Annotated in this window: 22 protein-coding genes; 14 read left to right on the forward strand and 8 right to left on the reverse strand. The window is 70.0% G+C overall.

All coding sequences use genetic code 11. From position 1 onward, the window contains the following. Nucleotides 1–48 precede the first annotated feature (48 nt). The 3 genes from OF380_RS09160 (at nucleotide 49) to OF380_RS09170 (ending at nucleotide 2,753) form a co-directional block, all read left to right on the forward strand. Entirely contained in the window at nucleotides 49–1,044 is a 996-nt protein-coding gene (locus tag OF380_RS09160) for an SDR family oxidoreductase (RefSeq protein ID WP_264050451.1), read from the forward strand. 76 nt (nucleotides 1,045–1,120) lie between these two features. Then, nucleotides 1,121–1,375 carry a hypothetical protein gene (locus OF380_RS09165; protein WP_264050452.1) on the forward strand — a complete coding sequence of 85 codons (255 nt, stop codon included), beginning with the start codon at nucleotides 1,121–1,123 and terminating at the stop codon, nucleotides 1,373–1,375. A gap of 97 nt (nucleotides 1,376–1,472) precedes the next feature. Then, nucleotides 1,473–2,753, forward strand: coding sequence for a cytochrome P450 (locus tag OF380_RS09170; RefSeq protein WP_264050453.1), 1,281 nt, complete (start codon nucleotides 1,473–1,475; stop codon nucleotides 2,751–2,753). A 78-nt stretch (nucleotides 2,754–2,831) separates the two neighbouring features. Here OF380_RS09170 and OF380_RS09175 read toward each other — a convergent pair whose 3' ends face one another. After that, nucleotides 2,832–5,486 (reverse strand): sensor domain-containing phosphodiesterase, encoded by a 2,655-nt coding sequence (locus OF380_RS09175; protein WP_264050454.1) that lies wholly within the window; start codon nucleotides 5,484–5,486, stop codon nucleotides 2,832–2,834. An 826-nt stretch (nucleotides 5,487–6,312) separates the two neighbouring features. Between OF380_RS09175 and OF380_RS09180 the strand changes: the two genes are divergently transcribed. From OF380_RS09180 to OF380_RS09190, 3 genes are all read left to right on the forward strand, one after another. Beyond that, complete coding sequence (locus OF380_RS09180) at nucleotides 6,313–6,651, forward strand: helix-turn-helix domain-containing protein (protein ID WP_264050455.1); 339 nt, start codon at nucleotides 6,313–6,315, stop codon at nucleotides 6,649–6,651. A gap of 131 nt (nucleotides 6,652–6,782) precedes the next feature. Continuing rightward, a complete protein-coding gene (locus OF380_RS09185; RefSeq protein ID WP_264050456.1) occupies nucleotides 6,783–7,067 on the forward strand; it encodes a hypothetical protein in 285 nt (94 codons plus the stop codon). A 152-nt stretch (nucleotides 7,068–7,219) separates the two neighbouring features. After that, complete coding sequence (locus OF380_RS09190) at nucleotides 7,220–7,384, forward strand: hypothetical protein (protein WP_264050458.1); 165 nt, start codon at nucleotides 7,220–7,222, stop codon at nucleotides 7,382–7,384. Nucleotides 7,385–7,446: 62 nt separating this feature from the next. Here OF380_RS09190 and OF380_RS09195 read toward each other — a convergent pair whose 3' ends face one another. Beyond that, nucleotides 7,447–8,793, reverse strand: a complete 1,347-nt coding sequence (locus OF380_RS09195; protein ID WP_264050459.1) for a PQQ-dependent sugar dehydrogenase — start codon at nucleotides 8,791–8,793, stop codon at nucleotides 7,447–7,449. Nucleotides 8,794–9,490: 697 nt separating this feature from the next. Here OF380_RS09195 and mqo point away from each other — a divergent pair. Next, a complete protein-coding gene (gene mqo, locus OF380_RS09200; protein ID WP_264050460.1) occupies nucleotides 9,491–11,215 on the forward strand; it encodes a malate dehydrogenase (quinone) in 1,725 nt (574 codons plus the stop codon). Between the two features lie 30 nt (nucleotides 11,216–11,245). Here the strand turns inward: mqo and OF380_RS09205 are convergent, their stop codons facing one another. The 6 genes from OF380_RS09205 to OF380_RS09230 form a co-directional block, all read right to left on the reverse strand. Continuing rightward, nucleotides 11,246–12,238 (reverse strand): MBL fold metallo-hydrolase, encoded by a 993-nt coding sequence (locus OF380_RS09205; protein WP_264050461.1) that lies wholly within the window; start codon nucleotides 12,236–12,238, stop codon nucleotides 11,246–11,248. Between the two features lie 61 nt (nucleotides 12,239–12,299). Further along, complete coding sequence (locus OF380_RS09210; RefSeq protein ID WP_264050462.1) at nucleotides 12,300–12,953, reverse strand: DsbA family oxidoreductase; 654 nt, start codon at nucleotides 12,951–12,953, stop codon at nucleotides 12,300–12,302. A gap of 34 nt (nucleotides 12,954–12,987) precedes the next feature. Further along, the gene (locus OF380_RS09215; RefSeq protein WP_404810609.1) at nucleotides 12,988–14,193 is read right to left on the reverse strand and encodes an MFS transporter; all 1,206 of its coding nucleotides are present in this window, start codon (nucleotides 14,191–14,193) and stop codon (nucleotides 12,988–12,990) included. A 133-nt stretch (nucleotides 14,194–14,326) separates the two neighbouring features. Then, nucleotides 14,327–14,911 (reverse strand): YceI family protein, encoded by a 585-nt coding sequence (locus OF380_RS09220; RefSeq protein ID WP_264050463.1) that lies wholly within the window; start codon nucleotides 14,909–14,911, stop codon nucleotides 14,327–14,329. Then, nucleotides 14,908–15,516, reverse strand: coding sequence for a cytochrome b (locus tag OF380_RS09225; RefSeq protein WP_264050464.1), 609 nt, complete (start codon nucleotides 15,514–15,516; stop codon nucleotides 14,908–14,910). Before OF380_RS09225 ends, OF380_RS09220 begins: the two co-directional genes overlap by 4 nt. Before the next feature lie 28 nt (nucleotides 15,517–15,544). Next, nucleotides 15,545–16,153, reverse strand: a complete 609-nt coding sequence (locus tag OF380_RS09230) for a YceI family protein (protein ID WP_264051265.1) — start codon at nucleotides 16,151–16,153, stop codon at nucleotides 15,545–15,547. A gap of 99 nt (nucleotides 16,154–16,252) precedes the next feature. Here OF380_RS09230 and OF380_RS09235 point away from each other — a divergent pair, with 99 nt between their 5' ends. The 7 genes from OF380_RS09235 (at nucleotide 16,253) to OF380_RS09265 (ending at nucleotide 20,871) form a co-directional block, all read left to right on the forward strand. Further along, nucleotides 16,253–17,287, forward strand: coding sequence for a LysR family transcriptional regulator (locus OF380_RS09235; RefSeq protein WP_264050465.1), 1,035 nt, complete (start codon nucleotides 16,253–16,255; stop codon nucleotides 17,285–17,287). A gap of 30 nt (nucleotides 17,288–17,317) precedes the next feature. Next, complete coding sequence (locus OF380_RS09240; protein ID WP_264050466.1) at nucleotides 17,318–18,361, forward strand: YihY/virulence factor BrkB family protein; 1,044 nt, start codon at nucleotides 17,318–17,320, stop codon at nucleotides 18,359–18,361. Between the two features lie 71 nt (nucleotides 18,362–18,432). Next, nucleotides 18,433–18,666, forward strand: a complete 234-nt coding sequence (locus OF380_RS09245) for a hypothetical protein (protein ID WP_264050467.1) — start codon at nucleotides 18,433–18,435, stop codon at nucleotides 18,664–18,666. A 15-nt stretch (nucleotides 18,667–18,681) separates the two neighbouring features. Further along, nucleotides 18,682–19,131, forward strand: a complete 450-nt coding sequence (locus OF380_RS09250) for an RNA polymerase sigma factor region1.1 domain-containing protein (RefSeq protein ID WP_264050468.1) — start codon at nucleotides 18,682–18,684, stop codon at nucleotides 19,129–19,131. A gap of 161 nt (nucleotides 19,132–19,292) precedes the next feature. Continuing rightward, entirely contained in the window at nucleotides 19,293–20,057 is a 765-nt protein-coding gene (locus OF380_RS09255) for an SDR family NAD(P)-dependent oxidoreductase (RefSeq protein ID WP_264050469.1), read from the forward strand. A 20-nt stretch (nucleotides 20,058–20,077) separates the two neighbouring features. Next, nucleotides 20,078–20,257 carry a hypothetical protein gene (locus OF380_RS09260; RefSeq protein ID WP_264050470.1) on the forward strand — a complete coding sequence of 60 codons (180 nt, stop codon included), beginning with the start codon at nucleotides 20,078–20,080 and terminating at the stop codon, nucleotides 20,255–20,257. 44 nt (nucleotides 20,258–20,301) lie between these two features. Further along, the gene (locus tag OF380_RS09265; RefSeq protein ID WP_264050471.1) at nucleotides 20,302–20,871 is read left to right on the forward strand and encodes an NUDIX domain-containing protein; all 570 of its coding nucleotides are present in this window, start codon (nucleotides 20,302–20,304) and stop codon (nucleotides 20,869–20,871) included. The last annotated feature ends 4 nt before the right edge of the window (nucleotides 20,872–20,875 follow it).

A 20,875-nucleotide genomic window follows, 5' to 3' on the forward strand; every position in this document is an offset into this window, starting at 1 on the left:
GCCGTCCGCGTGCCGGGCGTGCCACACCACCGAGTCCCCAGGGCCCTCATGACCGAGACGAAGACCGATCCCTCCCGGCGTGCCCTCGTGGGTGGCCTGTCCGTTGGAATGGTGGCGGCGCTCGGGAGCGGGGCCGGCGCGCAGGAACCGGTGGCGCAGACCGACGCGACGCCGAACCCCGCCCGAACCTATCCCCGACCGCCTTTCGAGAAGCAGCAGCAGGACTGGCCGGGCCTTGCGAGCCGGATGGTGCCGCGCCCGGACCATGGCGAGACCAGCTACAAGGGCTCGGGCCGGCTCGCGGGCCGCAAGGCCCTGATCACCGGCGGCGATTCGGGGATCGGCCGAGCCGCGGCGATCGCCTATGCCCGGGAAGGGGCGGACGTGGCCATCAACTACCTGCCGGCCGAAGAGTCCGATGCGGCCGAGGTGGTGGCGCTCATCCGGCAGGCGGGCCGGAAAGCGGTGGCGCTGCCGGGCGACATCCGCGACGAGGCCTTCTGCCGGCGGCTCGTCTCCGACGCGGCCAGTGCCCTCGGCGGCCTCGACATCCTCGTCAACAACGCGGTGTACCAGAAGTCCCAGGCCTCGATCCTCGACATCACGACGGAGCAGTTCGACCAGACCTTCCGGACGAACGTCTACGCGCTGTTCTGGATCACCAAAGCTGCCCTGACGCATCTCGGACCCGGGGCCGCGATCATCAACACCGCCTCGGTCAATGCCTACGACCCCTCCGAGAACCTCCTCGACTACGCGGCCACCAAGGCGGTGATCGTGAGCGTCACCAAGAGCCTCGCCAAGCAACTGGCCCAGAGCGGCATCCGGGTGAACGCCGTCGCGCCCGGGCCGTTCTGGACCCCGCTCCAGGTCTGTGGGGGCCAGCCACCGGAGAAACTGCCGAGCTTCGGCAAGGATACGCCGATGGGCCGGCCGGGCCAGCCGGCGGAACTCGCGGGGATCTACGTCCTGCTCGCCTCCAACGAGGCGAGCTACTCGACGGGGCAGGTCTTCGGGGCGGTCGGCGGCCGCGGCGGCCCCTGAGCCGGCCCGGGCGTCGCGAAGATCGGCGGCCCCGCTCGGGGTTCGGACCGGGTCATTCCCACGAGAGAAGGATACGATGATGAACAGGGCCTACGGCGTGCAGGTCACGGTGACGCCCCCGGGCGCCCGGGAGGCGCAGGTGGCACCGGTCGTGGTGGTCGCGCGGGACGATCAGGACGCCGCCGTCGTGGCGGCGGAGGCGGCGGAGGCGGCGGGAGCGGGCGCGCAGGCGGAGACCCTGCGGGAACTCACCGCCGAGGAGGTGGCGGAGCACGACCTCGACCTGGAGGCGCATGGCAGCGTCAAGTCGCTTGCCCTGCTGAAGCTCTGACGGGCGGACGAGCCCTGCGCCGCCTGGCTGAACATCCGCGCGGACGGTTGAGTTGGATGCGGGCCCGGCCCGACCGGGGGCCATGCTGGATGCCCGGATGACCCTGAACCCCGCCACGCTGCGCGCCCGTGACACGGCTGCCCTCCCACGCGACCGCGCCTTCGACAGCACCCTGGCGCTGCTCTCGGAGGGGTATGCCTTCATCCCGAACCGCTGCCGGCGCCACGGCTCCGACCTGTTCGCGACGCGGCTCATGCTGAGTCCCGCCCTGTGCATATCGGGGGCGGACGCCGCGCGCCACTTCTACGACGACCATCGCTTCACGCGTCGCCACGCCCTGCCGCCGACCTCCTTCGCGCTGATCCAGGACCACGGCAGCGTGATGGTGATGGATGGCGAGGCGCATGTCCGACGCAAGGCGATGTTCCTCTCCCTCGTCGGTCCGGAGGCTCTGCGGCGCCTCGCCGATCTGACGGTCCGGCACTGGCGGGAGGCGGTCGCGCGCTGGTCGCGGGCGGATGCGGTCATCCTCCTCGACGAGGCGCACGGCGTCCTCACGGCGGCGATCTGCGAATGGGCCGGACTTCCGCTGGAACCGGAGGAGGCCCGGGCGCGGGCGGCCGAGTTCGCCGCGATGATCGCCGGCACGGGTGCGATCGGCCCGCGGAACTGGCGGGGGCATCTCCTGCGCGCCCGCACCGAGCGCTGGGCACGCCGGGTCGTGACGGAAATCCGCGAGGGCCGGCGGGCGGTGCCGGAGGGGGCGGCCCGCGCCATCGCGGAGCACTGCGACCGCGAGGGCCGCTACCTCGACGTGAAGACCGCCGGGGTCGAACTCATCAACGTCCTGCGCCCGACCGTCGCCAATGCCCGCTACGTCGTGTTCTGCGCCATGGCCCTGCGGGACAATCCAGCCTGCCGGAAGGCCCTCCGGGGCGGTGATCCGGCGGCGCTCACGCGCTTTGCCCTGGAGGTCCGCCGCGCCTACCCGTTCATCCCCTTCATCGGCGGGCGGGTGCGCGAGCCCTTCACCTGGCACGGACACGACTTCACGGCGGGCACCTGGGTGCTGATGGACCTCTACGGCACCAACCACGATCCCCGCCTCTGGCCCGACCCGGACCGTTTCGATCCGGAGCGCTTCCGGGACGCGTGTCTCGATCCCTTCAATCTCGTTTCCCACGGCGGCGGTTCGGCCGCGAGCGGCCATCGCTGCCCGGGCGAAGGCATCTCCCAGGTCCTGATCGAGACCCTCGCGGACGAACTCGCCAACCGCATGACCTACACGGTGCCGCCGCAGGATCTGACCCTCGATCTCGCCTACATTCCCGCCCGCCCGCGCAGCGGGTTCGTGATGCGCGCGGTTCGGGCGGTCTGAGGGGGGCGTGGCCTTCGGCTTCGCGGGAGAGACCGGCTTCCGCCATGTCTCACACCGACCCCGGCTCATGGTGGGGTATCAGGAGGCCGATGCGGCCTGGGCGAGGGCCCCTCGGAGCGTGCATGCAGGCGCCAGGACCGCGTGCTCGTCGCGGATGAGTTTCAGCACGTCGCGCGCCGGAATGGCCGGACTGAAGAGGAAGCCCTGTGCCTCCGTGCAGCCCTCGGCCGTGACGAACTCGAGCTGCTCCCGGGTCTCCACGCCCTCGGCCGTGACGTGGGCGCCGAGCTGGCCGGCGAGCGTCACGATCGCCCGGACGATCGCAGCCGTCTTCGGGCTTCGCACCGCGCTGACGAAGGAGCGATCGATCTTCACGGTGTCGAAGCCGAAGCGATGGAGGTAGCTCAAGCTGGAATAGCCGGTTCCGAAATCGTCCAGGGCGATGCGAACCCCGAGGGCCCGCAAGCGGTGGATGCTCGCGCCGACGGCCTCGGCATCCTGCATCAGGATCGTTTCGGTGATCTCGAGTTCGAGCCGGTGAGGCGCCAGTCCGGAACGCGCCAGGGCGTGGATCACGGTCTCCTCCAGGTTGGCCCGCTGGAACTGGAGCGCCGAGACGTTGACGGCGACCTTCAGGTGATCCGGCCATGAGGCCGCCTCGTGACAGGCTTCCTTCAGGGCCCAGGCCCCCAGGGAGACGATCAGGCCCGTCTCCTCCGCGAGCGGAACGAACTCGCTCGGCGGGATGGCCCCCCGGAGGGGATGATGCCAGCGCATCAGGGCCTCGAAACCCGTGACGGCCCCGGTCGCGAGTTCGATGACCGGCTGATAGTGCAGCAGGAAGCCGCCACGCTTCATCGTGCTGCGCATGTCCTGCTCGAGCGAGCGGGAGGCATCCTGCCGGACGTCCAAGGGGGAATCGTGAAAGCGGTAGGTGTTCCGCCCGGCCGCCTTGGCCCTGTACAGGGCCATGTCGGATCGCTTGAAGAGTTCGTCCGCGTCGATCCCGTTTCCCGTCCCCAGGGCGATGCCGATGCTGGCGCCGACGGCGATCCTCTGGCCATCCAGGTCGACCAACTGGTTGACCGCGTCGATCACGCGGCCCGCCATGCGTCTGACATCCTCGAGATCCCGGATCTGGCTCAGTACGATGGCGAACTCGTCACCGCCGAGCCGGGCCACGGTATCCCCCTCGCGAACAGCCGTCCTCAGCCGCGCGGCGATGCATTGCAGGAGGCGGTCGCCGGCCGGGTGCCCGAGGGTGTCGTTGACATGCTTGAACCGATCGAGGTCGCAGGCGAGGACGGCGAATCGCGTGCCGTGCCGCGCCGCATGCCGGATCTCCGCGTCGAGGCGCTCCCAGAACAGTGTCCGGTTGGGCAGGTCGGTCAGGGCATCGTGAAGGGCCAGATGCGCGATGCGCTGCTCGTCGCACTTGCGTCGGGTGATGTCGATATGTGTTCCCACGACACGCAAGGGCTCCCCGGCCTCGTCCCGGCTGACGACCTTCCCCCGGGCCAGCAGCCAGAGATGGTGCCCCTGCCGCGTCCGCAGCCGGTACTCGCATTCGAAGGTCGGCGTCCGGCCCTCGAAATGGTCGCGCAGCACGCGCTGCGAGCGCTCGGAATCGTCCGGGTGAATGAGGTCGTGCCAGGAGGTGATGTGCGGCCGAATCTCCCCGGCCCGGTAGCCCAGCATCGCGGCCCAATGCTCCGAGAGCTCGACCTTCCCCGTCGGGACGCACCAATCCCACACGCCGTCGCTGCCATGGCTGACGGCGAGGGCCAGACGCTCCTCGCTGATCCGCAGGGCATCCTCGACGGCCTTGCGCTCGGTGATGTCGCGCAGCGACGTGACGTACCCGGTCGGCTGCTGGGTGATCGGGTCCCGAGCCAGGCTCTGCGAGACCTCCATGCAGACCCAGCCGCCATCCTTGCGCCGGTAGCGCTGGCAGCTGGAGACCTGATCGACCCGGGCCCGAGTCAGATCCGCGAGCACGCGGCCGAACTCCGCGATGTCGTCGGCATGCACGAAATCGAGGGGCTTCGTCCCGACCAGCTCCTCCGGATCGTAGCCCAGCACCGCCTTGACAGAGGGCGAGACGTAGCGGCGTGTGGTATCCAGATCCGACCAGATGATGACGTCGGTGGTGGTCTCGGCCAGGAGGCGGAAGCGCTGCTCGCTCGCCCGCAGGGCCGTCTCCGCCGCGCAGCGATGGCTCGCATCCAACTCGCTCGCGCGCTTCGCCTCGTGCAGGCGCAGATGCGCCTCCACGATCAGGGCGAGATCCTGGAGCTGGCGCAGGGCGTGCCCGGGAAACGCCACGCGGGGCGTCCGGTCCATGATGCAGAAGGTGCCGAGGTTGATTCCTGACCGCAGGGCCAGCGGCACCCCGGCATAGAAGCGGACATGGGGCTCGCCCGTAACGAGGGGGCTGTCGGCCGAGCGCGGGTCGCTCCGCAAATCCAGGATGACGAGCGGCGTCCTGTCGTCCGCCGCGATGGTGAGGTCGCAGAAGGCGCCCGCCCGGGACACGCATTCGGCCTCGATCCCGAACTTGGCCTTGGACCAGATCCTGTTCTCGTCGACCAACTGGACGGCGGCCATCGAGACACCGAACAGGTCCGCCGCCAGGCGGCAGACGGCTTCGAGGTGAGGCTCGGAGGCCGAGTCCAGGATCCGGAGGGCACGAAGGGCCTGGATCCGTCGAACCTCGCCGTCGACATCGTCCATCGTCCGTCCTCTCGTCGCTCGAAGCACAACCAGAAAACAACCTATATGCGATTTGTGAAGAAAACTTTCAGATTTTCCGGCGAAAAATCGCCTGATAGGCGATCGGCTCGGTGCTTTGCGAGGTTGGCGGCAACCATCGGTCCGGACTTGGGCCGGACGGGGAGAAATCCTGGTCTGGCGGCTTCCCGTGCGTCGATCGAGGCCGGACAGGAGATGTCGTGATCGTCGACGGATCGATGGACCGGAGCGTGATCCAAGGCGGTGGCATCGTATGGAACGCGCCCGGGTCGAGTCGGTGACCCAATGGGTTGCGAAGGTTTCCTCCCGGGACGGCACGCTGCGTGTCGCGATGGCGCGCGTCCGGTCCCGGTCTCCGCCCGGGACGCGCTGGACGCGCGCGGCATTGTGAACCCCATACGGATTGGCGGGGTGCCTCGAAGGCGGTAGCGGGTGTGGCCGTCGGCTCGCCCGATGTGGCGACAGGTTCTCGCTGTCGTTGCGAATTGCGCGCTACGCGTATCCGTGCTGTCTCGGACTGGGAGATGCGGCGCCTGTCAGTATTTCAACCGGCTTGATATGGACCCAAGATAATGCGATGCAATTCACATTGCTTGAGATGTCGCCGGTTGCATCTACTGTCCAGACGTTACCCTCGTTTGTGCCATTCTTCGGCTTCGGTCTTGTGACATTCCCGGAGTGGACGGACGATGACTCTGTCCCGTGCCGGCTGATGAAGCCCCTGAAGAAAATGATCTTCGAGTAAGACTTGATGTCGGACGTAAGCAGAGACGGAAGTGCCGGTGAGATTGGACTTCGCATCAAGTCGTTGCGACGCTCTGCCGGTCTGAGTCAGGCCAATCTCGGCAGTGCCCTGGGCGTCACGTTCCAGCAGGTTCAGAAATACGAGAGCGGCCGGAGCAAGATCGCGGCGGAGAAGCTCCACCAGATCGCCCAGGCGCTGGGTGTCGAGATCAGCTATTTCTACGATTCGAAGCCGGCGGCCCGCGTGGGCGAGAAGGACCCCGAGAGCGTGTCCGTGTCCGCGACGCCGGAAGGAGCGCTCTTCCGCGAGTCGTTCGACCGGATCAAGGATCCGCGCGCCCGTTACCTCCTCGCGGAGCTCGCGCGGGTCTTCAGCGAGATCGAATCGGGTCGCGAGCGCTGAGCGCGGTCCTCGGGATCCCGAAGTCGCGGATTCCCGCTTCGGGGGCCCGCCTCCGGACTTCATGCAGAATCGTGCAGCGTAATCCGTTCGAGATGCATTAACCTTCTGGACATCCCCCTGCCGACCGGCCCATGATCGCACCCCCTGGATCACTGGCCGAGGCGTGGGCAATGAATGGACATTGGCTCTGTGACACGCCGCAGGGCGTCTTTCGCATCGCCCGCACGCGTCTGGCCCAGAGGGAGTGCTTCGCCGTCCTGCTGGACGATGCCCTGCTCGGAACCTGCGACACCGCCGAGCAAGGTCTCAGGCTCCTGACGCAGGACCGCGCCTACAAGGCGGCCTGCGGCCTCGACATCTCCCGTCTGCCGATCCCGACCTCGCTCGCCGGGTGGACCTTCGCGCCGGCTTCGTAGGCCTTTCCCCGGGCTCGCCGGTATCGACCGGGGCGGCACTCTTGACTGGACTCGGCCCGGCGCCCAGGCGCCGGGACCGTCGTGACGAGAATTTGACGGGGACGAGCGCCGGAATCCGGGAACGCCCGGCGACGGGCGACGCTTCCCGTCACATGGCGGATCTGGACGCACTCCTCGAACGCTTGCGAGCGGAGCAGCATGACCTCATGCGGGGTTCGGACGAGGACGGCTGGTTGCCGTGTCGGCTCGTCCTGCAGCGCATCGCCGACCTCGAGAGCGCGATCCGATCGGTCGAAGCCCTGATCGAGGACCGCTGAGGGGCGTTCCCGGCAGGCTCGCCCCTCTCGCTCGCCGAGTCGTCGCACGCGCGGCGGAGCGATCAGTTCGTCGTGCTGGCTCCGCTCACGCGCCAGATCACCTTGCCGACATCGTCCGACACCAGCAGCGCCCCGGTCTTGTCGAGGATGACCCCGACCGGGCGCCCCTGCGCCTTCTCATCCGCATTGAGGAAGCCAGTGAGCACATCGACCGGCTGTCCCACGGGCTTGCCGTCTCGGAAGGGCACGTAGACCACCTTGTAGCCACTCTTCGGCCGGCGGTTCCAGGAGCCGTGCTGAGCCACGAACAGGCCGCTCTTCCAGGCTTCGGGCAGGCTGCTCCCCCGGGAGAAGGCGATGCCCAGCGAGGCCGTGTGGGTGCCCACCGCGTAGTCGGGAGTGATGGCCCGAGCCACGAGGTCGGGCTTCTGCGGCTGCACGCGCGTGTCCACGTGCTGGCCCCAGTAGCTGTAGGGCCAGCCGTAGAAGCCACCGTCACGCACCGAGGTGACGTAATCCGGAACGAGGTCGCTTCCGATCTCGTCGCGCTCGTTCACCGCGGTCCAGAGCGCGCCGGTGACGGGCTCGAAGCCGAGGCCGTTGGGGTTGCGCAGGCCGGTGGCGAACTCGCGCATCTGCTTCGTGGCGATGGTGTATTCCCAGATCGCCGCGCGGCCCGTCTCCTTGTCGAGGCCGTTCTCGCCGACGTTGCTGTTCGAGCCGACGGTGACGAACAGCTTCTGTCCGTCGGGACTGGCGATGACGTTCTTGGTCCAGTGGTGATTGATGCCCGACGGCAGGTCGACCACCTTCTCCGGGGTCGCGGTGATCTCGGTCTGGCCCGGCCGGTAGGGCACCTTCACGAGGGCGTCGGCATTGGCGACGTAGAGGTCGCCGCCGACCAGCGCCATGCCGAAGGGCGAGTGCAGGCCCTTCAGGAACACGTGGCGCTCCTCGGCGACGCCGTCCCCGTCCGCGTCGCGCAGGAGGACGATGCGCTCCGGGCTCTTCACCCCGGCACCGGCCATGCTCTTGACCTTGTCTGCCACCCAATCGGCGATTCCCGTCGAGGGATCGTCGGTCTGCGGCTTGTTGGCTTCCGCGACCAGCACTTCGCCGTTCGGCAGCAGGGCCATCCAGCGGGGATGCTCGAAGCCCTCTGCATAGGCCGCGACCTGCAGGCCGGCCGCCGCCTGAGGCTTCGCGCCGTTCTCCCAACGAGCCACGCGGGCGATGTTCACCGTGGGCATCAGGGTCGGGTTCGGGGCCGGCAGGGTCGGGCTGGAACCCTGACCCGCCGACGCCTCCAGGCTCGCGTGTTCCGGATAGACGATGAAGCGCAGGAAAGCGGCGCCTCCGAGGAGAATGACGGCCAGGGCCGTGAGGCCGCGCTTCGTTCCGGTCCGCATGACGATCCCCGTCTGTCGTGCCAGCGGCACAGGCTGCGGGGGAGTAAGCGCCGAAGGCCGATTTGGCTCCCTGGATGCGCCGGGGTGCCGCGCGTCACGGTCTGAGACGGTCCTGCCGTGCGAAACCGCCTCGGCGTCTCCCGTCTGCCACATCCGGCGCACGCCGCCCGGTGGCGCACACGAGAGGCGCGTTCGCCCCGGAATCACGGGTTCCGCGTGACCCGCGCGAAGCACACGGCGCCCATTTCCGGGGCGGGCCATCGATGTCGCGCGCGTCCCGTCCGCCGACGAGCAGGCCCGCGGAATGCCGCGAGGCCGATCCACGACCCTGGCGGCGCCTAGCCTGGGTAACGGCCCTGATTCGGGCGAGTTCCGGCCGGCGGATGAACTTGCGCGGACCGGCGGGAGTGGCCGGATGTGGGTGCGTCGGGCTCGAAATCTCGGTCGCTGCGCAGCACGACTGAGCTTCATCGGCCGGTGATCTGCTGAATTCACGAGGGCTGCAGCAAGATGTTGCGGCGCAACGAAAAATTCGTGGCGGCGCGGCATGCGGCGGCCGCATGGGTTAACAATGCCTTGGAATCATTCAGGTTTCCAAGGCATGGCAGCCATGTATCGGCTGGGTTGTCTTGCGTTTCAGGTTCCTGTAGCGCAGGGTACTAGTCAAATAAAACTTGATACGGCTCGAAAAATTATCATGAGCATTCACGATAAAATGCATTCGCGTGGCCTGTCCGTGCAGCATAGCGCATGGCCGCTGAACCGGCGCCAGATCATCGGCGGTGCCTTGGCCGGGCTCGCGGTCTCGGCCCTGCCGGGCGCATCCGTGCTGGCAGCGGGCGAGGCCCGGAAGGTGGATGTCCTGCTGATCGGCGGCGGCATCATGAGCGCGACGCTCGGCGTCTGGTTGCGCGAACTGGAGCCCGACTGGTCGCTGGAGATGGTCGAGCGCCTGGACGGCGTCGCCCTGGAGAGCTCCAACGGCTGGAACAACGCCGGCACCGGCCACTCGGCGCTGGCCGAGTTGAACTACACGCCCGAGGATTCGAAGGGCAACGTCCGGATCGACCAGGCGATCAAGATCAACGAGGCCTTCCAGATCACCCGCCAGTTCCTGGCGTGGCAGGTCCAGAAGGGCGTCCTGAAGAACCCGCGCTCGTTCATCAACTCGACCCCGCACATGAGCTTCGTCTGGGGCGACGACAACATCACCTTCCTGAAGAAGCGCTTCGAGGCGCTGAAGGCGAGCCCCCTCTTCGCCGGGATGGAGTTCTCGACCGACCCCGAGAAGCTGAAGCAGTGGGTCCCCCTGATGATGGAGGGGCGTGACCCGAAGCAGACGATCGCCGCCACCTGGACCCCGGTGGGCACCGACGTGGAATGGGGCGAGATCACCCGCCAGTACGTCGCCGCCCTGCAGGCCCAGCCGAAATTCGACCTGCGCGTCTCCACCGAGGTCGAGGGCTTCGCGCGCAACCAGGACGGCACCTGGCGCGTCACGTCGAAGAACCTCAAGGACGGCAGCCGTCAGACGGTGGACGCCAAGTTCGTGTTCATCGGCGCCGGCGGCGGTGCCCTGCACCTGCTGCAGGCGTCGGGCATCCCGGAGGGCAACGATTACGGCGGCTTCCCGGTGGGCGGTTCGTTCCTGGTCAACGACAACCCGGACGTGGCGACCCGCCACCTCGCCAAGGCCTACGGCAAGGCCTCGGTCGGCTCGCCCCCCATGTCGGTGCCGCACCTCGACACGCGTGTGCTCGGCGGCAAGCGGGTGATCCTGTTCGGACCCTTCGCGACCTTCTCGACCAAGTTCCTGAAGGAAGGCTCCTATTTCGACCTGCTGACCTCGACCACGCTGAGCAACGCCTGGCCGATGGTGCGGGTGGGCGTCGACCAGTACCCGCTCATCGAGTACCTCGCCGGCCAGGTGATGCTGTCCGACGAGGACCGCTACCAGGCCCTGCGTGAGTACTTCCCCAACGCCAAGAAGGACGAGTGGCGCCTGGTTCAGGCCGGCCAGCGCGTCCAGATCATCAAGCGGGATCCGGAGAAGGGCGGCGTGCTCAAGCTCGGCACGGAGATCGTCAGCGCCAAGGACGGCAGCATCGCGGCCCTGCTCGGGGCTTCGCCGGGTGCCTCCACGGCGGCGCCGATCATGCTGAACGTGCTCGAGAAGGTCTTCCCGCAGCGGGTCGCGACGCCGGAATGGCAGACCAAGATCCGCCAGATCGTGCCGAGCTACGGCACCAAGCTGAACGACGACGCGGGGAAGGCTCACCAGGAGCTGGTCTACACGAGCGAGCACCTGCAGCTCACGCCGCCGCCCCAGCCCACGGCCGCTTCGGCGGTGCCGGCCACGACCGGAAGCGCCACCAGCATCCAGGGCGGCGTCCTGAAGCCCGTCCCCGACATGGCGCCCTGAACGGCGCCCGGAAGACGGCCCCGGTTGCGCTCAGCGCGGAACCGGGTTCCAGGGCACCAGCACCTCGCGATACCCGTCCGCGGTCCGCTCCAGGTGGGCCGCGGCGGGAAAGGGGTAGTGGAAGCCCTGGAGCAGGGTGCGCTCGGCTGCGATCCGGTCGTAGACCCGCCGGCGCGTGGCCTCCGCCATGGCGGGGTCCTGGTCGTACATCACGTGCCAGCCCGGATGACGCGCGAACAGCACCGGCACGTTGGTGACGTCGGACTGCACGAACAGGCTCTCGGCTCCCGAGGCGAGCCGGAACGAGGTGTGCCCCGGCGTATGGCCGGGCGTGCCCTCCGCCGTCAGGCCCGGCAGGATTTCCCGCTCCCAGGGATAGGGCGTGACCTTGCGGGCGAGGCCGTCGAAGACGCGCCGGACGTTGCGGAATCCATCCTGCATCCGCCCCGCCGGGGCCCGGCTCATGGCGCCGTCATCCATCCAGTAGGCCCATTCGGGCTCCGGCACGAAGATCTCGGCATTCGGGAAGGCGGGCTTGCCGTCCGGAGTGAGCAGGCCGTTCACGTGGTCGCCGTGAAAGTGGGAGATCACCACGGCGTCGATGGCGGCCCGGTCGAAGCCCGCCGCCTTCAGGTTGGTCTGGAACTGCCCCACGGCGCCCCGGCTCGCCTGGAAGGCCGCTTCGCCGTTGCCGGTGTCGATGACGACGCGCCGCCCGCCGGTCTCGATCACCAAGGGGGTGAAGGGCACGGTGAGGTTCGCCCCATCGCGAAAATCCGCCGTGAGCGCCGCCGAGACCGCCGCGCGGTCGGCGTTCAGCACGAAGCGCTCGGGCAGTGACAGGGTGTTGGCCCCGTCCGTCACCGCCGTGACGCGGATGTCACCGACCCGGTAGCGGTAGAAGCCGGGCGCCTGCGATTCGGCCGGCGCCGCCTCGGCCGGGAATGCCGGCGCGGCGGAGCCGACGAGGGCGGTCGTCGCCAGCGTCGAGGCCAGGAGGGTCCGTCGCGTCGCCTCGGTCATCCACAAGCCTCCCCGTCAGGCGGTTTCCGTTCCGCGAAATCTGGATCGTTCGTGCCGGCCGTCAACCGGCTGGTATGCCTGGGGCCTCGTCCATCCGCGCCCGGATCGCGCCGATCCAGGCCTCGGTGTCCTGGGCGCCCGACACGGCCCAGCGCCGGTCCACGAGGAAGACGGGCACACCGCCGATCTGCATCCGGGCTGCCTCTGCTTCCAGTGCGGTGATCCGTGCCCCCAGATCGGCATCCGTGCGCGCGTGCTCCCAGGTCTCGCCGTCGAGCCCGGACGCCGCCGCCAGGCGCTGGAGCACCGCCGGATCGCCGATATCCGCGCCGGCCTGGAAATAGGCCCGGAACAGCCCGTCCACGGCGGCCTCGCCGCGGCCCCGGTCCTGCGCCGCCGCGATCAGCCGGTGGGCGGCGCGGGTGTTGGGAGTGACGCGCATGCGCTCGAACGCGAAGGTCAGGCCTTCGGCGCGCCCGAGTTCGGTCATCTGCGCATCGAGCGCGGCGCTGCGCGCCAGGCCGAACTTGCGTTCCCGGTAGGTGGCGCGGGCGATGCCCTCGGGTGGCATGTCCGGGTTCAGCTCGAAGGGCAGCCATTCGAGGGTGGTGGTCGCCCTCAGGCCGAGGGCGTCGAGGGCGCGCTCCAGTCGATGCTTGCCGAGGAAGCACCAGGGGCAGATCACGTCCGAGAACACCGCGATCGTCAGGGACATCCGCGAATCCTGCAGGTTGGGAGGGGTGAGGATGTCACCGCGACGGTGTCGTCGCCAGCCGCCGGGCGGTGATGAATCCGAGTCCGGCGATGAACACGGCGCAGAGGCTGAGGGCAGTCAGCTGGCCGAGGCCCTGGAGCGCGCCGCCGAGGATCGCCACGCCGAGCGCCTGTCCGCAGAAGAACGAGAAGGCGTGCAGCGCCACCGCCGAGGCCCGCGCGGTCGGCGCCACCTCGGTCACCTGCACCTGGAAGGTGTTGTGGAGCATGTAGAACCCGAGCCCCATCGCCACGAGGGCGGCGCAGTCGAGCTGCCAGGTGCCGGCGAGGCCGATGGTGACGAGGGCCCCGGCGCAGATGAGGCCGCCGCCGATCAGCATGCGCGACATCCCGAGGAAGCGCAGCAGCAGGCCGACCGAGAACGCGTAGATCAGGCCGCCGGCCGCGAATCCGGCGAGCGCCAGGCCCGCCTCGCGGGCGCCGCCCTCGCCCCGGGCCTCGATCAGCGGCGCGAGATGGGGAAAGATCCCGAACACCGCGATCGCCTCGATGAACACGGCCCCGAACAGGATACGGGCGCGCGGATTGGCGACGATGGTGCGGTAGCGCGCCACCGCCGTCCGGAAATCCGGCCGCCGGGCCGGCGCCGCCGCGCTGCGGTCGAACCCGAGGAGGGCCGCGGCGCAGCCCAGCGCCGCCACCCCCGCCGTGATGGCGAAGACCCCGGCCCAGCCGATCGCCCCCTCGATCAGGCCGGCGAAGGTCGAGCCGGAGAGCTGCCCGAGGATCACCGCCACGAGGAAGCGGCCGATGGCGACCTGGCGGCGCTCGATCGGGATGCGATCGCCCATCAGCGCCAGCGCCAGGGGAACGACGCCGCCGGCGCTGCCCCCCGCCAGCATGCGCAGGGCGAACAGGGTGTCGAGGTCGCTGGTCAGCGCGCAGGCGGCGAGCGCCAGGGTGAGGATGGCGAGGCAGGCCGCCATGACGCGCTCCTTGCCCAGCGCATCGCCGACGGGGCCGAGGATCGGCTGGATCAGCGCGTAGGGCAGGGCGAAGGCGGTGGAGAGCAGCGCCACCGTGTGCGGGTCGCTGCGAAGGTCGCGCGCCAGCACCCCGACCAGGGGTTCGATGGAGCGGCCCGCGAAGGTGCTGGCGAAACCGGCGACCGCGAGGATCGCGATCAGGCGGGTGGTCGAGAACTCGGCGGTCAGGTCCGCTGTCCTTGTTGGATGCTCGATCCGCCCGCGAGGGCCGATGGGCAAAGCTTCCTCTGACCTTCGCCATACGGGGCAAATGCCGGTGCGTCGATGGGCACGCGGCGGCTTCGTCGCGCCGGAGGACCGGGCCGCGCGGCCCGGTCCTCCGGCGATGTTACGGCGTCGACGCCGCCTCGGTCGCGGTCAGGTCCACGTCGACCCCGACCTCCAGGGCCACCCACTGGCCCGACGCCCAGGGGCCCTGGCCGATCCCGAACTGCGTGCGGACGAGGTCGAGACGGCCGATGGCGCGGGCCTTGGGGCCGTCCCGCGTCAGGCGGAACGGCAGCACCGCGTCGCGGCGGATGCCCCGGATGGTCAGGGTGCCGACGGCCTCGTAGGCGTCGCCGCCCCGGGCCGCGAAGCGGGTCGCCTCGAACCGGGCCTGCGGGTTGGCCTTCGTGTCGAACCACTCCGCCTGGGGCAGGGCCGCGTCGCGCTGGGCGTCGCCGGTCACGGCGCTGGTCAGGTCGATCTCGACCCGGGCCCGCCCGGTCTCGGGAGCGGCGGGATCGAAGTCGATCTGCGCGGTGAACCGGGAGAAGCGCCCCTGGAACGGCGTCCCGACCTGGATGCCCGAGAAACCGATCCGGCTCGCGGCCGCGTCGACGGTCCAGCCGGCGGCACGGGCGCTCGCGGGCGAAACCAGCAGGCTTGCGGCCAGCAGGGATGCGGCTGGGATGAGGCGGGCGGCGTTCATGGTTCGAGTCCACCGCCGAGGGACGTGCGGGACAGGCGGGGCAGCATCCGCCGGAGGGTGTCGTCCCGCAGGGTGAGATGATGCCGCAGCGCCGCGCCCACATGCAGGGCCAGGAGCGCGATCAGGAACCAGGCGCCCCAGGCGTGGATACGCTTCAGCACCGCCTCCACCGCGGCTTTGTCCGCGAGGTCGGGCAGCACGGGCAGGTGCGGCCACGGCACGATGCCGTAGAGCACGGTCGGCAGGTTGAACGGCGAGGCGGAGACCACGGCCCAGCCGACCAGGGGCAGGCCGAGGAGGAGACCGTAGAGCAGGGCGTGGGCGGCGTGCGCGCCCGCCCGCTCGTGGCGCGGGAGGGTCGGGGGCAGGGGCGGCGGCCGGTGGGTCAGCCGCCAGCCGAGACGCAGGAGCGACAACCCCAGGACGGTGATCCCGAGGGACTTGTGCCATTGATAGAGGGCGAACCGGCGCATCGGCGCCAGGTCCCCGTGGGTCATGACGAGCCCGATGCCGATGAGGCCCAGCACCGCCAGGGCGCTCAGCCAGTGCAGGGCGATGGCCACCCGCGTGTAGCGGTGCGGGTTGGCCCGAACGGTCCCGGTCATGACGCTCACCGTGGTGCGGAAGGCGCGCTCAGTCCTGGCGCTCGAAGGCGCCCGCGATGGTGAGGTGCAGGTCGTCGCCGATCAGGGGCACGTAGGTCTTCACGCCGAACTCGGAGCGCTTGACCGTGCCGGTGGCCTCGAAGCCGACCGTGACCTTCTTGTTGAGCGGGTTCACGCCGGCTCCGATCAGCGTGACGTTCAGGGTCACGGGCTTCGTCACGCCGTGGAGCGTCAGGTCGCCGGTCACCTTGGCCTTGTCCTTGCCCTCGGGTGCCACCTTGGTGGAGACGAAGGTCATCTGCGGGAACTTCGCGGCATCGAGCCACTGGGCGCTCTTCAGCTCGTCGGTGAGCTTGGCGCTGGTGGTCGTCACCGAGGCGACGGGGACGCTGACCTTGAGGCTGCTGGCGCCCGGGTTCTTCGGCTGGAGTTCGAGGGTGCCCGACACCTCCGAGAACCCGCCCGAATAGTTCGAGAAGCCCATATGCGAGACGCTGAAGCCGACCTGGGTGTGGCCGGCATCGACGAGGTAGGTCCCGGCCTGGATCTGGGCGGGGTCGCGGGTCGGCGGCGTCTGGGCCAGGGCCGGCGCGGCGAGGGCGAGGGTCAGGGCGACGAGGGACGAGGAGAGACGGATCACGTTCGACTCCGGGGAGGGGGCGCCGGGCGGCGCCGCTTCGGTGGAGCGCAGATAGGCCGCTTCCCCGGGGTGCGATAGCGCGTTAATCGGGGACGCATGGTTGCGAGTTCGGAAACCTTCGCCGGAAACCTCGACGACGTGCGGGCCTTCTGCGCGGTGGTGGAGCTCGGCAGCATCACCCAGGCGGCGGCCTTCCTGCGCGAGACCAAGGGCAGCGTGAGCCGGCGCGTCGCCCGCCTCGAAGCGGTGCTGAGGGTCACGCTGCTCGCGCGCACGCCGCGCGCGGTCTCGCCCACCGCCGAAGGGCTCGCGTTCCAGGCTGCGGCCCTGGAGAGCCTCGCCCTCCTCGACGAGGCCCTGCAGACGGCGCGCGGCGCCCGCACCGTGCCGCGCGGGCACCTGCGGGTGACGGCCTCGATCGACTTCGGGGTCGAGGTTCTGCCCGACCTCGTGGCGAGCTTCCGGGCTCGCCACCCGGAGATCACCATCGAACTCCTCATCACCGACAGCCGGCTCGATCTCGCCGCGAGCCGGGTGGACCTCGCCCTGCGCCTCGGCGGCGAGCATGCCGACAGCGGCTACACCGCGCCGGTCCTCGCCGACCTGACGATCGGGCTCTACGCGGCGCCGGCCTACCTCGCCCGCCGCCCGGGCCCCGTCGACCTCGCGGGTCTCGCGGCGCACGATGGGGTCTTCGCCCGCGAACGGCTCGGCGCAGGCCAGATCCTGGTCTCGAATGCGGCGGGGCGCGAGGAGCGGATCTCCCTGCGGCCTGCGGTGCGGGCCACCGATTTCGCGACGGTGCTGCGCCTGACGCTCGCCGGGGCCGGCATCGGCCATATCCCGAGCCTCGTCGCCGCGAAATCCCTCGCCGGGGGCGACCTCGTGCGCATCCTGCCCGACTGGGCGAGCCGGGGCGGGACGTTGCGGGCCGTGACCCTGGCGGGCCGCGAGCTTCCCGCGCGGGTGCGCCTGTTCCGTGAGCATGTCCGGGCCGAACTCGGGCGGCGGGGGCCCCGTGTGGACAATTCGCTGTCCGGGCCACGTGCGGGCGCGACATATGACGGGAATCCCGCAGATCCTGATACATGGGGGCGTGAGGGCCCGCGCGGCAATTCCGGCGCAGGATGACCGGCACGAACGGCTCGGCAGGGTCTCGGCATGGGGCAGGACGAGGAAGAGGGTCAGGACTGGCGCTCGGTCAGCACCCGTGCGCTGAGCCCGAGGGAACTCGAGGAGGCCCTGGAGCGGGCACGGGAGCCGGGCCGGGGGCGCCGGGCAGCGGACCCCAGCGACATCCCGGGCGCCGGGTGGCGGGACATCCTGTGGCGCGTGTTCTGGGCGCTGCCGCAGGACCGGGTCCTGACCACGGCCGGCGGCGTCGCCTTCTTCGCCCTGCTCGCGGTGTTTCCCGGCCTCGTCGCCGTGGTCTCGATCTACGGCCTGTTCTCGGATCCCAACGTCATCGGCCAGCATGTCGGCCTGCTCACGAACATCCTGCCCCCTGGGGCCCTCGACCTGTTCTCCGACCAGCTCCTGCGGATCGCGCAGCGCAGTACGGGCTCGCTCAGCACCACCTCTGGCATCAGCCTGCTGATCGCCCTGTGGAGCGCGAATTCGGGAGTCAGCGCCCTCTTCGATGCGCTCAACGTGATCTACAAGGAGCGTGAGAAGCGCACCCTGGTGCGGTTCTATGCCACCACCTTCCTGTTCACGATCACCAGCGTGGCGTTCTTCCTGCTCTCCACCGGCCTGGTGGTGTTGCTGCCGACGATCCTGAACCGGCTCGGCTTCGTCACCGGCACGGACACGATCCTGCAGATCGCCCGCTGGCCGGTCCTGCTCGTCGTGGTCACCCTCAGCCTCTCGCTGATCTACCGCTACGGCCCGAGCCGGAACCGGGCGAAGTGGCGCTGGGTGACCTGGGGCGGCGCCCTGGCGGCCCTGCTCTGGGTCTGCGCCTCGGGCGTCTTCTCCTGGTACGTGGCGAGCTTCGACAGCTACAACCGCATCTACGGATCGCTCGGCGCCGGAATCGGCTTCATGACCTGGATGTGGCTCTCCATCGTGATCGTGCTCGTGGGGGCCGAGGTCAATTCGGAGATGGAGCGCCAGACGGGGCGCGACAGCACGGAGGGACACCCGAAGCCCCTCGGTGTCCGGCAGGCCTTCGCGGCGGACAGCGTCGGCCCGAGCCAGGACTGAGGACGGGCCGCCCGGGGAACAGCGCCGAGGCGGGGCCCGTTCTCGCAAGGCACCGCACCCGGGAGTGGCAGATGGCCGGCGAGAAGCCCCACGGCGACAAGACGCACGCGCAGCAGATGCGGATCATCGAGCACAAGGACGGACCGAACGTGCCGGCCGGCGGCGGCGACCGGATCCGGAACAGCCCGCCGCGCGAACCCCGCAGCACCTCCCAGCAGGAGAACCGGGACCACAACACCCACAACAATTCCGGGCAGGATGGGCACAAGCCTCAGCGGCATACACCGGCCGAGGAGAAGCACTGACGGCCGGGCGCTCCGATGAGCGCCGCGCCGGCCCCGACCCGTCAGGACATCGATCGGCTGATCGCCCTCGGGCGGCGCAAGGGCGCGCTGACGCCGGCCGACCTGCATGCCACCCTGCCGATCCGCGCCATGAGCGCCGAGGACATCGCCCAGGTCGTGCTGGAGGTGGAGGAGGCGGGCGTGCCGGTCGACCTCGAGGAGCTACTCGGCGGGCTCGCGCATCCGGGGGGCGTCGCGCCGCTGCCGATCGCCCCGGCGCCCGATCTTCCTGTCAGCGGCGGGCCCCCGGAGCCGAAAGGCGCCCCGTCGGACGCGGACCGAGGCGCCACCGCGACCCACGCAGCCGAACCCCCGCCCGAGGCGCTTCGCCCCTGGGATCGCCGCCGGGTGAGCCTGTCCGTCCTCGTCGCGGGCATCGCCGTCCTGCTGGTCTGCCTGGCGCTCCTGCTCGTCCTCGGCCGCTGACCCGGCGCCTCCGCACAGCCACGTCCTCGGAGGTGCGCAGGGTCGAACCATCGCCGCACCCCCCGCGTTGGCGGTGGGTGCCCTTGCGGTCTCGCGCCCCGACGCCGGCGGCTGCCGGGGCCGAGGCTCAGCGGGCGCCAACGCCAGAAAGCCGGATCCGCATGACACGCTTTGCCGACAAGACCGTCCTCGTGACCGGCGCCGGCTCTGGCATCGGCGCCGCCACGGCGCACCGGTTCGCGCGCGAGGGCGCCAACGTGGTCCTGAACGGGCGCACCCGCGAGAAGCTGGAGGCGGTGGCGGGGGCCCTCGATCCCCAGCGCACCCTGGTCCATCCCGGCGACGTCTCCGACGAGGCGAGCGCGGAGGCGATGGTCGCGGCCGCGGTCGCGCGGTTCGGCCGGCTCGATGTGCTCGTCAACAATGCCGGTGTCGCCCCGACCGGACCCTTCCTCGAAGCCTCGCTCGCGGATTGGCGCCGGGTCATGGCGATCGACGTCGACGGCGTCTTCTTCTGCACCCGGGCGGCCCTGCCGCACCTGCTGGCGGCGAAGGGCAACATCGTCAACGTCTCGTCCGTGTCCGGCCTCGGCGGCGACTGGAACATGAGCTTCTACAACACGGCCAAGGGGGCGGTCAGCAATCTCACCCGCTCGCTCGCCCTCGAACTCGGCGCGCAGGGCGTGCGCGTCAACGCGGTCAACCCGAGCCTGACCTTCACCGACCTGACCCAGGACATGAAGGACGACGCGGCGCTGATGGCGCGGTTCGCCGACCGCATCCCCCTGGGGCGCGGCGCCGAGCCTGAGGAGGTCGCCGACGTGATCGCCTTCCTGGCGAGCCACGACGCGCGCTTCGTCACCGGGGTGAACCTGCCCGTCGATGGCGGCCTCACGGCCTCGAACGGGCAGCCCAAGCAAGCGTGAGATCGCAACAGGAGACCGGCATGGACGCCCAGACCACCATCGCGAACGCGATCATCGCCGAATTGCAGCGCCAGGCCGAGATCGGCGAACCCGGCCCGACCGTCGATGCCTCCGAGCCGGGCTATCTCACCATCGACGGGCGAATCGATCTCGACGCGCTCATCATGGTGATCGAGGGCGCCCTGGCCGGCGGGCCATGACAACGGCTCGTGACCTCAGCTCCGTTTCAAAGGAAAGCCCGTCGATGAAGGCCGAGATCCTGAGCCTGCGCACGATCCACGAGGGCTGGACCCGCTTCTCCCTGGCGAAGGTCCGCCTCGCCGACGGCACGGAGGCCGAGCGCGAGATCGAGGACCACGGCAATTCCGTCGGCGTGCTGCCCTACGATCCCGAACGCCGGGTCGCGACCCTGGTGCGGGAACTGCGCGTGCCGGCCCTCTACGCGGCCGGCGAGCAGAGCCAGCTCGAGGCGCCCGCCGGGCTGATCGACGCCGGCAGCCCGGAGGAGAACGCCCGGCGCGAGGTGCTGGAGGAGGCGGGCCTTCGCCTGGGCGACCTCGACTTCGTCGGCGCGACCTATTCGTGCGGCGGCATCTCCACCGAGCGCATCCACCTTTATCTCGGCACCTATGGCATCGCCGACCGGGTGAGCGGCGGCGGCGGTGCCGAGGGCGAGCACGAGAACATCCGGGTCATCGAGATGCCGCTCGCGGAGCTTGCCGCCCTCGCCGACCGGTGCGCGCTGACCGACCTCAAGACCCTGACCCTGGTGCTGGCCCTGCGGGCCCGCAGGCCGGACCTGTTCGCGGGCTGACGGG

This window comes from Methylobacterium sp. FF17 (genome assembly GCF_025813715.1).
GTDB lineage: Bacteria > Pseudomonadota > Alphaproteobacteria > Rhizobiales > Beijerinckiaceae > Methylobacterium > Methylobacterium flocculans.

Bases quoted from the DNA above. Each gene is read 5' to 3' on its own strand.
- OF380_RS09160 (WP_264050451.1), top strand. From the start codon at position 49: ATGACCGAGACGAAGACCGATCCCTCCCGGCGTGCCCTCGTGGGTGGC.
- OF380_RS09165 (WP_264050452.1), top strand. From the start codon at position 1,121: ATGATGAACAGGGCCTACGGCGTGCAGGTCACGGTGACGCCCCCGGGC.
- OF380_RS09170 (WP_264050453.1), top strand. From the start codon at position 1,473: ATGACCCTGAACCCCGCCACGCTGCGCGCCCGTGACACGGCTGCCCTC.
- OF380_RS09175 (WP_264050454.1), bottom strand. From the start codon at position 5,486: ATGGACGATGTCGACGGCGAGGTTCGACGGATCCAGGCCCTTCGTGCC.
- OF380_RS09185 (WP_264050456.1), top strand. From the start codon at position 6,783: ATGATCGCACCCCCTGGATCACTGGCCGAGGCGTGGGCAATGAATGGA.
- OF380_RS09190 (WP_264050458.1), top strand. From the start codon at position 7,220: ATGGCGGATCTGGACGCACTCCTCGAACGCTTGCGAGCGGAGCAGCAT.
- OF380_RS09195 (WP_264050459.1), bottom strand. From the start codon at position 8,793: ATGCGGACCGGAACGAAGCGCGGCCTCACGGCCCTGGCCGTCATTCTC.
- mqo (WP_264050460.1), top strand. From the start codon at position 9,491: ATGAGCATTCACGATAAAATGCATTCGCGTGGCCTGTCCGTGCAGCAT.
- OF380_RS09205 (WP_264050461.1), bottom strand. From the start codon at position 12,238: ATGACCGAGGCGACGCGACGGACCCTCCTGGCCTCGACGCTGGCGACG.
- OF380_RS09210 (WP_264050462.1), bottom strand. From the start codon at position 12,953: ATGTCCCTGACGATCGCGGTGTTCTCGGACGTGATCTGCCCCTGGTGC.
- OF380_RS09220 (WP_264050463.1), bottom strand. From the start codon at position 14,911: ATGAACGCCGCCCGCCTCATCCCAGCCGCATCCCTGCTGGCCGCAAGC.
- OF380_RS09225 (WP_264050464.1), bottom strand. From the start codon at position 15,516: ATGACCGGGACCGTTCGGGCCAACCCGCACCGCTACACGCGGGTGGCC.
- OF380_RS09235 (WP_264050465.1), top strand. From the start codon at position 16,253: ATGGTTGCGAGTTCGGAAACCTTCGCCGGAAACCTCGACGACGTGCGG.
- OF380_RS09240 (WP_264050466.1), top strand. From the start codon at position 17,318: ATGGGGCAGGACGAGGAAGAGGGTCAGGACTGGCGCTCGGTCAGCACC.
- OF380_RS09245 (WP_264050467.1), top strand. From the start codon at position 18,433: ATGGCCGGCGAGAAGCCCCACGGCGACAAGACGCACGCGCAGCAGATG.
- OF380_RS09250 (WP_264050468.1), top strand. From the start codon at position 18,682: ATGAGCGCCGCGCCGGCCCCGACCCGTCAGGACATCGATCGGCTGATC.
- OF380_RS09255 (WP_264050469.1), top strand. From the start codon at position 19,293: ATGACACGCTTTGCCGACAAGACCGTCCTCGTGACCGGCGCCGGCTCT.
- OF380_RS09260 (WP_264050470.1), top strand. From the start codon at position 20,078: ATGGACGCCCAGACCACCATCGCGAACGCGATCATCGCCGAATTGCAG.
- OF380_RS09265 (WP_264050471.1), top strand. From the start codon at position 20,302: ATGAAGGCCGAGATCCTGAGCCTGCGCACGATCCACGAGGGCTGGACC.